This is a genomic window from Starkeya nomas (assembly GCF_902703545.1).
Lineage (GTDB): Bacteria > Pseudomonadota > Alphaproteobacteria > Rhizobiales > Xanthobacteraceae > Ancylobacter > Ancylobacter moscoviensis.
This window is the reverse complement of the sequence record NZ_CACSAS010000001.1, coordinates 2,992,454-3,006,446: the sequence shown is the minus strand read 5'-3', so window position 1 is coordinate 3,006,446 and position 13,993 is coordinate 2,992,454. Positions and strand designations below refer to the sequence as shown.

Genomic DNA, 13,993 nt, shown 5'->3' with positions numbered 1-13,993 from the left:
GCTTACCACGTCCGTTCAGCCGAGGATCGCCAGACATGAAGATCGAGGACGTCCGCCGCACCGCCTATTCCATGCCGCTGACCAATCCCTCCTACCCGAAGGGGCCCTACCGCTTCTTCAACCGCGAGTTCTTCGTCATCACCTACCGCACCGATCCGGCGGCGCTGGCCAAGGTGGTGCCCGAGCCGCTGAAGGTGGTGGAGCCCATCGTCAAGTATGAGTTCATCCGCATGCCGGATTCGACCGGCTTCGGGGACTACACCGAGACGGGGCAGGTGATCCCGGTCGAGCTGAACGGCGTGAAGGGCGGCTACGTCCACTCCATGTATCTCGACGACGAGGCTCCCACCGCCGGGGGGCGCGAGCTGTGGGGCTTCCCCAAGAAGATCGCCAAGCCCAGCCTGCGCGTGGAGAGCGACACGCTGGTCGGCACGCTGCATTACGGCAGCGTGCTCTGCACCTCCGCCACCATGGGCTACAAATATCAGGAGCTCGACCTGGAGGCGCTGCACAAGTCGCTGCTGGCGCCGAACTGGATGCTCAAGATCATCCCCCATGTCGATGGCTCGGCGCGGGTACTGGAACTGGTCGAGTACTATCTCGAGAATCTCGTGGTGAAGGAGGCCTGGACCGGTCCGGCCGCGCTCGGCCTGTTCCCGCACGCGCTGGCCGACGTGGCCAAGCTGCCGGTGCTGGAGGTACTTTCGGCGGCGCATTTCCGCACCGACCTGACCCTCGGCCTCGGCAAGGTGGTCTTCGACTATCTGAAGGACTGAGGCCCTCCTTGCCGGCCTCGAACCGAGGACGTGGATGGCCGGGCCAAAACCCGGCCATGACGGTGGCGCTGTGAGGGGTGCCGCTATCCCAGCGTCAGCCGCTCGCTCGCCATGAAGCCGAGCAGCAGCGCGAGGCCGAAGGCGACGAGGGCCAGCGCGGCGAGGAATTCCACGCCGCGCAGCACCACCGCCCCGGCCGAGCCCGGCCGGTTGGCGGCGAGCCGTACCGCCGCATGCTTGGCGAAGACCGCGAGCGCGGCGATGGCGCTCACGGTGAGCGCGGTGCCGACACCCATCAGCAGGGTCGAGGCGGCGCCCACCCAGAAAATGCCCTGCGCCAGCGCGAAGACCAGCACGAGGATCGCGCCGGAGCAGGGCCGCAGCCCCACCGACAGCACCGCCCCCCACCATTCGCGCCAGCCCGAGCCTTTGGGCAGCGCCTCGGGTCCGGGCATGTGGGCGTGATCGTCGCCGCAGCCGCAATCCGCGCCATGCACATGCGCCGGCACGCCGCGCCAGGCGGCGGCCAGCGCGCGGCCCTTGGTCCAGGCGAGGCGCAGGCCGATCAGCACGATCAGCCCATAGGCGGCGATCTCGATAATGGAGACGGCCCGGCTCATCGAGGCGGCGGTGGTGCCGAGCAGCACCGCGAACACGCCGGCGACGAGGATAGCGGTGAGCGACTGCGCCAGCGCACTGGCGAAGGCGAGGCCGATGCCGCGCCTGAGCGTCGCCTCGTTGGCGAGCAGGTAGGAGGAGATCACCGCCTTGCCATGACCGGGGCCGGCGGCGTGGAAGATGCCATAGGCGAAAGAGATGCCGCCCAGCAGGAAGAGAGCGTTGCCGTCTTCCTTCGAGGCGCGCACCGCGGCGGTGAGCAGCCGGTAGAATTCCGCCTGCTTGGCGAGGATGAAGCCGGCGATGCCGTCCATTTGGCCGCCCATTTGGCCGCCGCCCGCATCCGGCGCGGGCGGGGCGCCGACGCCGAAGGGGCTCTGGGCGAGGGCGGGATGCAGGCTGAGCCAGCCGGCCGCGACGGCCAGCAGCGCCAGAAGCAGGCGGTGCTTCACGAGCACGTCACCGTGACGCGGTTGGCGAATTGCGAGCCGAACTCGCTCGCGGAGGTGAGCGCGTTGAAGAAGCTCTCCGAGAGCGTCGCCGAGCTGGTGCCGACGGCCGGGTCCGGCCGGTGCAGGGCGAGCGCGCAGCCCGCCGCATCGCCGGCGAGCGTGACCGGATCCTTGTCGGCGAGCTGGAAGGAAACGAAATAGGTCGGGTCGTAGACGTCGAGCGTCAGTGCTCCCGCCTTCACCGGCGGCTCGGCGAAGGGCAGGGTGAAGTGCAGGGTGAGCTGCGTGCCGTCATAGCTGAGGGAATAATCCTTCGGCTGGAGGAACTTCACGTCCTGCTTGTTCCGCTTGGCGTAGGTGAAGAAATCGAACTCGTGCAGGGATTCGATGTTCACCTGGGCGAGTTCCTTCAGCGTCTTGTCGCTGGGCTTGCCGTCCGGCGTGGTCTCCAGCCCCTGCAGCGCATAGGTCGAGAACGCTTCGTCGAACTTCCAGTGATGGCGCACGCCGGCGAGCTTGCCGTCGGGCGTGTAGTCGAGCTCGGAGTGCACCTCCACCCACACATGCGGATGGGCGAGCGCCGGCCCGATGAGCGCGCCGAGCGCGAGGATGGTCGCCAGAAGTCGCCGGATCACGGTGGGCCTTCTCCGAAGCAGCCGCGTTGGTCGATTGGTGGCTGCCGAGTTCGGCGGAATGGTGACGGCGACCGCCAGAAACGGCAACGGCCGCCCGGAGGCGGCCGCATCAATTCCTGCCGAGAAGAGAAAGCGTGGATGCCCGGGACAAGCCCGGGCATGACGCTGTTCCCGCTCACGCCGCCTTCCGGGACACCGCTTGCTTCCGTCCCCGAAGTCGGCTCACGCCGCCTTCTGGGACTTGGGCTGGAGCAGCTTGCGATTGACCAGCACTTCGGCGATCTGCACCGCGTTGAGCGCCGCGCCCTTGCGCAAATTGTCCGAGACGCACCAGAAGCTGAGGCCGTTCTCCACCGTCGCGTCCTCGCGGATGCGCGAGATGTAGGTGGCGTCCTCGCCGGCCGCCTCGTAGGGCGTGATGTAGCCACCCGGCTCGCGCTTGTCGACGACGAGCACGCCCGGCGCGTTGCGCAGGACCTCGGTGGCTTCCTCGGCGGTGATCGGATTCTCGAACTCGACGTTCACCGCCTCGGAATGGGAGATGAACACCGGCACGCGCACGGCGGTGCAGGTGAGCTTGATCTTCGGGTCGAGAATCTTCTTGGTCTCGGCCATCACCTTCCATTCTTCCTTCGTGTAGCCGTCTTCCATGAAGACGTCGATGTGAGGAATGACGTTGAAGGCGATGCGCTTGGGGAACTTCTTGGCTTCGACCGGATCGGAGACGAACACCGCGCGGGTCTGGGCGAACAGCTCGTCCATGGCGTCCTTGCCGGCGCCGGAGACGGACTGGTAGGTCGCCACCACGACGCGCTTGATCGTCGCCTTGTCGTGCAGCGGCTTGAGGGCCACGACGAGCTGGGCGGTCGAGCAGTTCGGGTTGGCGATGATGTTCTTCTTGGTGAAGCCCTTCACCGCGTCGGCGTTCACTTCCGGCACGATCAGCGGAACGTCGCTGTCGTAGCGGAAGGCCGAGGAGTTATCGATCACGACGCAGCCCTGCCGGCCGATCTTGGGCGACCATTCCTTGGACACCTCGCCGCCGGCCGACATCAGGCAGATGTCGGTGTCGGAGAAATCGTAGTTTTCGAGGGCTTTGACCTTGAGCGTCTTGTCGCCGAAAGAGACTTCCGTCCCGACCGAACGGCGGGAGGCAAGCGCAACGACCTCGTCCGCGGGAAAGCCCCGCTCGGAGAGGATGTCGAGCATTTCGCGGCCCACATTGCCCGTGGCACCGACGACGGCGACCTTGTAGCCCATGTCGTTTCTCCTGAAGGCCCTGCCATTCACAGGCTCGGGCGAGCGCGGGCTTTTACGCGATAAGGCGAAGCGAGGCAACGGGCGCCGGACGGAGAGCACCCCGGCGCGCTGCTCAACCCTCGCGACGGGGCAGGCTCTCGATCTCGCCGCCCGCGGCCTTCCACGCACCGAAGCCGCCCTTGAGGTGGCAGACCTTCTCCAGCCCCATGTCCTGCGCGGTCCTGGTGGCGAGCGCCGAGCGCCAGCCGCTGGCGCAGAAGAAAACGAAACGCTTGTCCTGCTGGAAGACCGGCTTGGCGTAGGGGCTTTCCGGGTCGATCCAGAATTCCAGCATGCCGCGCGGGCAGGAAAAGGCGCCGGGGATGGAGCCGTCGCGCTCGCGTTCGCGCGGATCGCGCAGGTCGACGAAGACGGTGTCGTCCCGGCCGCGAAGCGTCGCGGCTTCGGCGACGTCGATGGCGGCGATCTCGGCCTCCGCTTCGGCCAGGAACTGCTTGTAGCCCTTCTTCATCGGCTCACTCCGCCGCGTCGACGCCCGAAGCCGGACGCCCGACGCCGAACCGCCGCTGCACATAGTCCTCGACGATCTTCTTGAAGTCCTCGCGCAGCGTCGGGCCGCGCAGGGTCATGGCCTTCTTGCCGTCGAGATAGACCGGGGCGGTGGGGAACTCGCCGGTGCCGGGCAGCGAGATGCCGATATCGGCGTGCTTGCTCTCGCCCGGTCCGTTCACGATGCAGCCCATCACCGCGACGTTCAGCGTCTCGACGCCGGGATAGTGCTTCTTCCATTCGGGCATGGAGGTGCGGATGAAGTCCTGTACCTCGAAGGCCAGTTCCTGGAAGGTGGTGGAGGTGGTGCGCCCGCAGCCGGGGCAGGCGGCGACCAGCGGCACGAAGGTGCGCAGGCCCATGGTCTGGAGCATTTCCTGCGCCACCGTCACCTCGCGGGTGCGGTCGCCGCCGGGCTCGGGGGTGAGCGAGACGCGGATGGTGTCGCCGATGCCCTGCTGGAGCAGCACGCCCATGGCGATGGAGGAGGCGACGATGCCCTTCGAGCCCATGCCAGCTTCCGTCAAACCCAGATGCAGCGCGTAGTCGGCGCGGCGGGCGAGCTCGGCATAGACGGTGATCAGGTCCTGCACGGCCGAGACCTTGGCCGAGAGGATGATCTTCTCCTTGGGCAGGCCGATTTCCTCGGCGAGAGCGGCCGACAGCAGGGCCGAGCGCACCAGCGCCTCGCGGGTGACGGCGCGGGCATCGGCGGGACGCGGCAGGCGGGCGTTCTCGTCCATCAGCGCGGTGAGCAGGTCGCCGTCGAGCGAGCCCCAGTTGGCGCCGATGCGCACCGGCTTGTCGTGCACGATCGCCTGCTCGACGATGGTGGCGAAGTGGCGGTCGCGCTTCTCGCCGAAGCCGACATTGCCGGGATTGATGCGGTACTTGTCGAGCGCCGCGGCGCAGTCCGGGTACTTCGTCAGCAGCAGGTGGCCGTTATAGTGGAAATCGCCGACGATGGGGGTGTCGAGGCCCATCTTGAGCAGGCGTTCCTTGATCTCGGGCACGGCGGCGGCGGATTCGTCGCGGTCCACCGTGATGCGCACCATCTCCGAGCCGGCGCGGGCCAGCGCGGCGATCTGCAGGGCGGTGCCGGCCGCGTCCGCCGTGTCGGTGTTGGTCATCGACTGCACGACGACCGGCGCGCCGCCACCGACGGTGACGCCGCCGACCTTCACCGCGACGGTGAGGCGGCGCGCGGCCGGGCCGGCGGCTTCCAGCTCGGGCGCGACGATGGGGGCGGGGGCGTCGGTCGGGCTATTCATGGGCGATCAGATCCGGCGGCGCGCGGCGAAAGCTGCCGCATGCGGGCGGCGAAGGGGGTAAGCCGGCGTCCGGCCGCCGTCAACGGGGGCTCCCCGCACCCTCGATGGCCGGCGCGGCCTCCGCCGCGGCGCGGCAGCGGGCGCAGGTGCCGGCGATCTCGATGACCGGGGTGCGCGGGGTGAAGCCGGCGGCGCGCGTCGCCCAGGCGAGATCGCGGCCGATGGCGTGCGAGGCGACTTCCGAGGTCAGCCCGCAGGCTTCGCAGATCAGGAACACAATGACGTCATCGGTGCCGTGGTCGCGCCCGCAGGCGATGTAGGCGTTGCGGCTCTCGATGCGGTGGGCGAGGCCTTCCGACACCAGGAAATCGAGCGCGCGATAGACGGACATGGGCGGCGGCTTCTCGCCGGAGGCGCCGAGCCGCTCCACCAGATCATAGGCGCCGAGCGGCACGTGACTGTCCGCCAGCCCTTCCAGCACGCGCCGGCGCAGCGGGGTCAGCCGCGCGCCGCGCTCGCCGCACGACGCCTCCGCCCGCGCCAGCGCGTCGGCGACGCAGGCGCTGTGGTCGTGGTCATCGTGAGGGTGGGCGTTCGTCGTCATCGCGCAATCGTACTCCAGCGCTAGGAAACCGAAAACCATGTCTCGCATGTGACGCGGGGTACGGTGCCATGGGAAGGAAAGACCTCTTTGCACCGCACACCGGCGTGCTAGCCTGCGACATGTAGGAATTCCTGCGGCACGGCGCGAGGCCCGGAACGGGCGCGCCGGCCGTCATCTCGTGTGAGGAGCTCTTGGATGCTTAAGGGGAAGAACGCGGTCGTCACCGGCTCGACCAGCGGAATCGGCCTCGCCTATGCGCGTGCGCTGGCCGCCGAGGGCGTGAACGTGACGCTGAACGGCTTCGGCGACGCGGCGGCGATCGAGAAGGAGCGCGCCGGCATCGAGAGCGAGTTCGGCGTCAAGGCGATCTATTCCGGCGCGGACCTCACCAAGGGCTCGGAATGCGCCGCGCTGGTGAAGTTCGCCGAGGACACGCTCGGCTCGGTCGACATCCTCATCAACAATGCCGGCGTCCAGCACGTCTCGCCGATCGAGGAGTTCCCTGATGACAAGTGGGACCTCATCATCGCGCTGAACCTTTCCGCCGCCTTCCACGCCATCAAGGCCGCCGTGCCGGGCATGAAGGCGCGCAAATGGGGCCGCATCATCAATACCGCCTCGGCGCACGCGCTCGTCGCCTCGCCGTTCAAGTCGGCCTATGTCTCGGCCAAGCACGGCATTGCCGGCCTGACCAAGACGGTGGCGCTGGAGACGGCGACCTTCGGCATCACCTGCAACGCCATCTGCCCCGGCTATGTCTGGACGCCGCTGGTCGAGAAGCAGATTCCCGACACCGCCAAGGCGCGCGGCATGACCGAGGAGCAGGTGAAGCGCGACGTGCTGCTCGCCGCCCAGCCGACCAAGGAATTCGTGACGGTGGAGGAAGTGGCGGCGCTTGCCGTGTTCCTCGCGTCGGATGCGGCGCGTTCGATCACCGGCTCGTTGCAGCAGATCGACGGCGGCTGGGTCGCCGAATAGCGTTCCGGAGGTAGAGAGTGGCCCGAAGCCCGAAACCGCCCGGCACCGCAAAGCCGGCCACCGGCGCGCCCCGACGCGGGCGCGCCAAGGCGGCGCAGACTCCCGTTGCGACGCCGTCCCCCGTCGCGGAGGCCGCTGCGGCCGAGGTGACGTCTGTCGTAACGCCTGCTCCCAAGCCGGAAGCCGCGGCCAAACCCGCGCCGTCCAAACCGGTGGCTGCCAAACTGGCGGCTGCCGGGCCGAGAGCGGCGCAGCCGAAAGCGCCGGCAAAGGCCGAGGCTGCCAAGCCCGCAGGGTCAAAACCCGCCGCGCAGAGGGTTCCGGGCGCCAAGGACGCCGCGGTCGAAAGTGAGCGGGCCGAGGCAACGGCTCCCACGCCAGTGACCGCCAAACCCGCGTCGTCCAAACCGGCGGCCGCCAAACCTGCTGCCGCCAAACCTGCCGCCGCCAAACCTGCCGCCGCCAAGACGTCAGGTCCCAAGACGTCAGGTACCAAGACGTCTGGTACCAAGACGTCTGGTACCAAGCCGGCTGCCAAGGTGGCGGCGGAGGTCCGGAAACTGTCGGCCTCCGACCAGGAAAAGGCGGAAGCGGCGGCCGGAGCGCTCGCCACCCCCGCCGGATCGGGCGAGGTGAAGCGCGAGCCGGGCCCGGCCGAGGAGGCGAAGAAGGCGTCGAAGGCGACCGGCCCGGTCATCAAGCCGATCAACCTCGCGCTTCAGGGCGGCGGCGCGCACGGCGCCTTCACCTGGGGCGTGCTCGACCGGCTGCTGGAGGACGGGCGCATCGCCATCGAGGGCATCTCGGGCACCAGCGCCGGGGCGATGAACGCGGCCGTGCTGGCCACCGGCATCGCGCGCGGCGGCAATGAAGGCGGGCGCGAGGCGCTCAACCGCTACTGGCGCGCGGTGTCGAAGGACGGGCGGACCAGCCCGTTGCAGCGCACGCTGCTCGACCGGCTGATGGGCAACTGGTCGCTCAACACCAATCCGAGCTACATCGCCTTCGACGTGATGAGCCGGTTCCTGTCGCCCTATGACTTCAACCCGCTCAACATCAATCCGCTGATGGACCTCATCGAGGAGCACGTGGATTTCAAGGCGCTGCAGTCCTGCAGCCATGTCCACGTCTTCATCAGCGCCACCAACGTCCACACGGGCAAGGTGCGCGTCTTCGCCAAGCATGAGCTGACGGCGCAGGCGGTGATGGCTTCCGCCTGCCTGCCCTTCATGTTCCAGGCGGTGGAAATCGACGGCGTGCCCTATTGGGACGGCGGCTACATGGGCAACCCCGCCCTGTTCCCCTTCTACAATGCGGTGAAGACCGACGACATCTTGCTCGTCCAGATCAACCCGATCATCCGCCGCGAGACGCCGAAGACGGCGCGCGACATCAACAACCGGATGAACGAGATCACCTTCAACGCCTCGCTGCTGGCGCAGCTGCGCGCGGCCGAGTTCGTCACCCGCCTGCTCAAGCATGGCAGCCTCCAGAAGAAGGGCGGCGACGGCATCGACGGCTATCGCGACCTGCGCATCCACCGGATCGACGGGGCGGAGAAGCTGGTCGCGCTCGACGCCTCCACCAAGATGAACGCGGAATGGGAGTTCCTGCTCTATCTCAACGCCATTGGCCGCGAGGCGGCGGAGAGCTTCCTGGAGAAGCACTTCGACGATATCGGTGTGCGCTCGACGCTCGACGTGCGCGAGGAGCTGAACAGGGGTTGAGGCGCGCGCACCTCTCGACGCGCTGGCGGCTTTGTGGTGTGACGGCGGGATGAACCCGACCGTCGCATCCGAACCCGCTCTCGACATCGCCTCCCGCGTCCTGCACCGCGACGGGATGATGCTGGTCATCGACAAGCCGGCAGGTCTCGCCGTGCACAAGGGGCCGAAGGGCGGCGAGACGCTTGCCGACCACCTCGACGCCCTGCGCTTCGGCCTGCCGAACGCGCCGGAGCTGGCGCACCGGCTCGACAAGGACACGTCCGGCTGCCTCGTGCTCGGCCGTCACCGCAAGGCGCTGGCCGACCTCGGCAAGGCCTTCGCCGACGGCACGGTGGGCAAGACCTACATGGCGGTGGTGCGCGGCGTGCCGGCCGAGGCGGGCGGGCGCATCGAGCTGAAGCTCTCCAAGCGCTCGCCGACCCGTGGCTGGTGGATGACCGTCGATCCGCGCGGGCAGGAGGCGATCAGCGAATGGCGCAAGCTCGCCGAGGGCGAGGGCTTTGCCGTGCTGGCGCTCTCTCCGCTGACTGGCCGGACGCACCAGCTGCGCGTGCATCTCGATGCCATCGGCCATCCGATTCTCGGCGACAGCATCTATGGCGGGGCTTCGCGCCTGCCGGGCGGCCCGATACTGCACCTGCATTCGCGCCGCGTCGTGATCCCCCAGCACAAGGGGCGGGAGCCGGTCGACGTTCGCGCGCCGCTGCCGGCCCATATGCGGGCGACGCTGGAGCGGGCGGGCCTCGACCCGGCGGCGCTGGAGGCGGCGGCGGATGCCGCCGATTTCACACCACGTGCAGGCCGGGCTTGAGAGTACGGGCGAGCCGCGCGCCGAACTGGCCGCAGCCGATCAGTCCCGGCGTCGCGTGCACGATGATGTGCACCGGCGTGTCGATCAGGCGCGCCTCGAAGGGCGGATGCTCCGCGAAGGCGTCACGGAAGGGTGAACCGGCGAAGAGAGGCGCCAGCGCCGCCGAGACCCCGCCGGCGAGATAAACCCCGCCGCGTGCATTGGTGATGAGCGCGAGGTCGCCGGCGATGCGGCCGAACAGGCGCAGGAAAACGTTGCACGTCTCGCGCGCCGCGTCATCGCCGCGCTTGGCGGCGGTGATGACGTCTTCGGGGCTTTGCGTCGCGCCTGTCAATATGCGGTGGATGCGGGCGAGGCCCGAGCCCGACACGGCATGCTCCACCACAACGGGGCCGAGCTCGCGGACCATATGGCCGAGCAGCAGCGCTTCCTCCGCATCGGCCGCACCCAGCCGCACACGCCCGCCCTCGCCGGTGAGGACGTGGCGGTTGCGGCCCTGCTTCACCAGCATGGCGGTGCCGAAGCCGGTGCCGGGGCCGCAGACGAGGATGGGCGCATCCGGTTCGGCGATGCCGCTACCCACGGCCACGAGGTCTTCCGGACCGAGCGCGGGAACGCCGAGCGCGAGGGCTTCGAAATCGTTCACGGCGGCGAATTTCTGCCAGCCGAAATGCCGGCGCATGTCGCGCTTGGTGAAGGACCAGTCGCGATTCGTCAGCTTGATGACCTCGCCGTCCGCCGGCCCGGCGACCGCCAGCACGGCACCGCCCACCGCCCGGCGCGCGCCGTCGCCACGCCGGGCGAGGTCGGCCTCGATCATCTGCTTGAAGCCGGCAAAGTCGTCGTTGCGGTGAATCTGGATGTCGCGGGGCACGCCGTCGGTGCCGACGACCGCCAGGCGGGAGGAGGTTCCGCCGATATCGGCGATGAGGATGAGATGGGGCATGATCCAGACGCTACGGAGCGAAGCACGGGGCGGGATCGGATAGGAACCAATCTCGCCTGCTTCCACAAGTCCCGGCCGACAATTCGGTTCGATCGGCCATGGCGGCGCGGCGCGGGAGTTGCCTTCGCGGACGTGCGGGCCTAGTGGCATGCGAGATGAAAGATGCTCCGCATTCCTCCCGTCGCCCGAAGGCTCCCGCCCCTGCGCCGGACACGCCGGGCCTCGCCGCCCGCCGCGCCGCGGCCGACGCCGTCGACACCGTGCTGGAGAAGGGGCGGCCGCTGGAGGAAAGCCTCGAACGGCTGACGCGCGATCTCGACGAGCGGGACCGGGCGCTCACCCGCATGATCGCCGCTACCGCGCTGCGCCGGCTCGGCAGCCTGCGGGCGCTGCTGCGCACGCTGCTGGAGCGCGGCGTGCCGGACAAGGCGCGGCGCGTCGAGACGCTGCTCGTCATCGGCGCGGCGCAGATCCTGTTCATGGACGTGCCGGACCACGCGGCGGTGGGCACCAGCGTCGCCCTCGCCGGCGAGAATCCGGGGACGGCCGGCTTCAAGGGGCTGGTGAACGCCGTGCTCAGGCGGATCGCCCGCGAGGGGCGCGCCGTGCTGCCGGACGTGCCGGACCAGCCGACCTGGATGGTCGAGGGCTGGGCGGGCGCCTATGGCGGGGAGGCCGCCGAGGCGATCTCACGGGCGCTCGCGGCGGAGGCGCCGCTCGACGTCACGGCGAAGGAGGATGCCGCCGGCTGGGCCGAGAAGCTCGGCGGCCGGCTGCTGCCGACCGGGAGTATTCGCCTCGTCGATGCCGGCAACGTCACCGCGCTGCCGGGCTTCGCCGAGGGGGCGTGGTGGGTGCAGGACGCAGCGGCGGCGCTGCCGGCGCGGCTGCTGCACGCCGGGGAGGGGCAGCGCGTCGCGGATCTCTGCGCCGCGCCGGGCGGCAAGACCGCCCAGCTCGCCGTCACCGGCGCCGAGGTGGTGGCGCTCGACCGTTCGGCGCCCCGCCTCAGGCGTCTGCGGCAGAATCTGACCCGCCTGGGTCTTACGGCGGACATCGTCGAGGCGGACGCCACGAACTGGCGCGGCGGTCCGTTCGACGGCGTGCTGATCGACGCTCCCTGCTCGGCGACCGGCACCATCCGCCGCCATCCGGATGTCGCCTGGACCAAGGTGCCGGCGGACATCGCCAGCCTCGCCGATCTGCAGTCGCGTATCCTCGCCCACGCCGCGCGTCTGGTGAAGCCGGGCGGGCGGCTGGTCTATTCCACCTGCTCGCTGGAGCCGGAGGAGGGCGAGCGGCAGGTGGAGGCCCTTCTCGCCCGGCACACCGATTTCGTCCGCGAGCCGGTGACGCCCGGCGAATGCGGCATCGCGCCCGAATGGATCAACGCCGCCGGCGAGGTCCGCACGCTGCCGACTCACCTGCCCGCCGCCGATGCGCGCTTTGCCGGCCTCGACGGCTTCTTCGCTGCGCGCCTGCGCCGGAAATGAGCATCCACAAGCGCTCCCGCGCGCGGCTGGACGTGACCGGCGGCTCCGCTAAGCTCCCCGCATGGCGAAGGGTGATTCCCCATCGCGTCGAGAAGAACTGAGGCGCTGATGGCCCGCGAGATCTACGCGGACCGCGCCCGTCTGGCGCTGTTCGCGAGCGAAACCGGCTGGAACAGCCTCGTGGCACGCGCCATGGCGCACCCGTGGTTCCCCTGGCGCACGGCTTCCGTGCCGGTGCCGTCCCGCCTGATGTTCGCCCCGCACGACCTGCGCACCGGCGACCCGGCCCGCGCGGGAGAGCTTTATGCCGGGCGGTTCTCCTTCGCCGGCAAGCTGGTGCTCACCGACGGCTCCTCGCCGTTCGAGATGGAGCCGCCCTCGGCGGAATGGGCGCGCGAGCTCTATTCGTTCGGCTGGCTGCGGCATCTGCAGGCCGCTGCCTCGCCGATCGCGCGGGCGCATGCGCGGGCGCTGGTCGGGGACTGGATCACCATTCGCGGCCACCGCCTGCCGCAGGCCTCCTCGCCGGAGGTCGCGGCGCGGCGGGTGATGAGCTGGCTGAGCCAGTCGCCGCTCATCCTGCAGGACGCCGATCCCGGCTTCCATCGCCGGTTCATCCGCAGCCTCACCGCGCAGGTGCGCTACATCAAGAGCGTCGGGCCCAACGCGCCCGACGGCCGGCCGCGCCTAACCTGCGCGCTGGCGCTCGCCTTCGCCAGCCTGTGCATGGCCGATCAGGCGCGGCTGATGAAGACGGCGCAGAAGCGCCTCGTCGACGAGATCGAGCGGCAGATTCTCGGCGATGGCGGCCATGCGAGCCGCAATCCCGGCATGCTGATCGAACTGCTGCTCGATCTCTTGCCGCTGCGCCAGTGCTTCAGCGCGCGCCATGTGCCGCCGCCACAGGCGCTGATGAACGCCATCGACCGGATGATGCCGATGCTGCGCTTCTTCCGGCATGTCGACGGCGCCTTCGCGCTGTTCAACGGCATGGGACCGACGCCGGCGGACGCGCTCGCCACCGTGCTCGCCTATGACGATGCGCGCGGCCGCCCGGTGTCCAACGCGCCCTATTCCGGCTACCAGCGCATGGAAGCGGGGGGCACGGTGGTGATCGCCGACACCGGCGCGCCGCCGCCCATTTCCATGAGCCTCGAGGCGCATGCCGGCTGCCTGTCCTTCGAGCTGTCGGCGGGCCGGCACCGCATCGTGGTCAATTGCGGCCTGCCGGCCACGGGCCGCGACGAGTGGCGCTCGGTGGCGCGGCAGACGGCGGCGCATTCCACCGCCGTGGTCGAGGACACCTCGTCCTGCCGCTTTGTGGCCGGCGGGGCGCTGGCGCGGCTGTGCGGAACGCCGGTGCTGGGCGGGCCGACCGACATCCATGTGGATCGCGGCGAGCGCGGCGGGGCCGATGTGCTGCGCGCCAGCCATGACGGCTATGCGGCGCGTTTCGGCATCGTGCACCAGCGCTCCTGGCGCCTGTCGCCGGACGGCATGCGCGTCGACGGCGAGGACCTTTTCCGCGTGGCGCAGGGCGAGGAGTTTCCCGCTGATCAGCCGGGCCGCTACGCCATCCGCTTCCACCTGCACCCTTCCGTGGAGCCGTCGCGGGCGTCGGACGGGCAGACCGTGATCCTCAAGCTGCCGGATGGCGACGACTGGGCGTTCACCGCGCCCGGCAGCACGGTGGTGATCGAGGAGAGCATCTTCCTCGCCGGTGGTGCCGGCCCGCGCCGCACCGAGCAGATCGTCATTTCCGGACAGGCGCGGGACGTGCCGCGGATCGAGTGGACCTTCGTCCGCCTGAAGGCGCTGCGCGACTGATTCCGGCGCCACGGAGCCGCATGCGCAGGCCAGCCTTGCCCCCTGC

Annotated in this window: 13 protein-coding genes; 6 read left to right on the top strand and 7 right to left on the bottom strand. The window is 69.6% G+C overall.

The genetic code is table 11. The annotated features are described in order from the left end of the window. Positions 1 to 35 precede the first annotated feature (35 nt). Positions 36 to 776, top strand: coding sequence for an acetoacetate decarboxylase (locus STARVERO_RS14390; RefSeq protein ID WP_144344288.1), 741 nt, complete (start codon positions 36 to 38; stop codon positions 774 to 776). Positions 777 to 859: 83 nt separating this feature from the next. Here the strand turns inward: STARVERO_RS14390 and STARVERO_RS14385 are convergent, their stop codons facing one another. The 6 genes from STARVERO_RS14385 to STARVERO_RS14360 form a co-directional block, all read right to left on the bottom strand. Continuing rightward, positions 860 to 1,846 carry a nickel/cobalt transporter gene (locus STARVERO_RS14385; RefSeq protein WP_159599605.1) on the bottom strand — a complete coding sequence of 329 codons (987 nt, stop codon included), beginning with the start codon at positions 1,844 to 1,846 and terminating at the stop codon, positions 860 to 862. Continuing rightward, a complete protein-coding gene (locus STARVERO_RS14380; RefSeq protein ID WP_244616773.1) occupies positions 1,843 to 2,481 on the bottom strand; it encodes a DUF1007 family protein in 639 nt (212 codons plus the stop codon). Before STARVERO_RS14380 ends, STARVERO_RS14385 begins: the two co-directional genes overlap by 4 nt. Before the next feature lie 222 nt (positions 2,482 to 2,703). Next, complete coding sequence (locus tag STARVERO_RS14375; RefSeq protein WP_144344290.1) at positions 2,704 to 3,741, bottom strand: aspartate-semialdehyde dehydrogenase; 1,038 nt, start codon at positions 3,739 to 3,741, stop codon at positions 2,704 to 2,706. 112 nt (positions 3,742 to 3,853) lie between these two features. Continuing rightward, complete coding sequence (locus STARVERO_RS14370) at positions 3,854 to 4,252, bottom strand: rhodanese-like domain-containing protein (RefSeq protein ID WP_159599603.1); 399 nt, start codon at positions 4,250 to 4,252, stop codon at positions 3,854 to 3,856. A 4-nt stretch (positions 4,253 to 4,256) separates the two neighbouring features. Beyond that, the gene (ispG, locus tag STARVERO_RS14365) at positions 4,257 to 5,561 is read right to left on the bottom strand and encodes a flavodoxin-dependent (E)-4-hydroxy-3-methylbut-2-enyl-diphosphate synthase (RefSeq protein WP_159599601.1); all 1,305 of its coding nucleotides are present in this window, start codon (positions 5,559 to 5,561) and stop codon (positions 4,257 to 4,259) included. A gap of 79 nt (positions 5,562 to 5,640) precedes the next feature. Further along, positions 5,641 to 6,165 (bottom strand): Fur family transcriptional regulator, encoded by a 525-nt coding sequence (locus STARVERO_RS14360; protein WP_144344293.1) that lies wholly within the window; start codon positions 6,163 to 6,165, stop codon positions 5,641 to 5,643. 195 nt (positions 6,166 to 6,360) lie between these two features. On the opposite strand from STARVERO_RS14360, the gene STARVERO_RS14355 reads away from it, so the two are divergent. The 3 genes from STARVERO_RS14355 (at position 6,361) to STARVERO_RS14345 (ending at position 9,681) form a co-directional block, all read left to right on the top strand. Beyond that, a complete protein-coding gene (locus STARVERO_RS14355) occupies positions 6,361 to 7,143 on the top strand; it encodes a 3-hydroxybutyrate dehydrogenase (RefSeq protein WP_159599599.1) in 783 nt (260 codons plus the stop codon). Between the two features lie 380 nt (positions 7,144 to 7,523). Then, positions 7,524 to 8,870, top strand: a complete 1,347-nt coding sequence (locus STARVERO_RS14350) for a patatin-like phospholipase family protein (protein ID WP_280178125.1) — start codon at positions 7,524 to 7,526, stop codon at positions 8,868 to 8,870. Positions 8,871 to 8,919: 49 nt separating this feature from the next. After that, the gene (locus STARVERO_RS14345; RefSeq protein ID WP_159599597.1) at positions 8,920 to 9,681 is read left to right on the top strand and encodes an RluA family pseudouridine synthase; all 762 of its coding nucleotides are present in this window, start codon (positions 8,920 to 8,922) and stop codon (positions 9,679 to 9,681) included. Here STARVERO_RS14345 and STARVERO_RS14340 read toward each other — a convergent pair. Continuing rightward, positions 9,656 to 10,627, bottom strand: a complete 972-nt coding sequence (locus STARVERO_RS14340; RefSeq protein WP_159599595.1) for a glucokinase — start codon at positions 10,625 to 10,627, stop codon at positions 9,656 to 9,658. The two genes, STARVERO_RS14345 and STARVERO_RS14340, sit on opposite strands and share 26 nt — an antisense overlap. Positions 10,628 to 10,782: 155 nt before the next feature. On the opposite strand from STARVERO_RS14340, the gene STARVERO_RS14335 reads away from it, so the two are divergent. Both STARVERO_RS14335 and STARVERO_RS14330 read left to right on the top strand, forming a co-directional pair. Then, positions 10,783 to 12,120: an RsmB/NOP family class I SAM-dependent RNA methyltransferase gene (locus STARVERO_RS14335; RefSeq protein WP_159599593.1), complete on the top strand. Its 1,338-nt coding sequence runs from the start codon at positions 10,783 to 10,785 to the stop codon at positions 12,118 to 12,120. Between the two features lie 108 nt (positions 12,121 to 12,228). After that, on the top strand, positions 12,229 to 13,947 hold the full coding sequence (locus STARVERO_RS14330) for a heparinase II/III family protein (RefSeq protein ID WP_144344298.1): 1,719 nt from the start codon (positions 12,229 to 12,231) through the stop codon (positions 13,945 to 13,947). Positions 13,948 to 13,993: the final 46 nt, after the last annotated feature.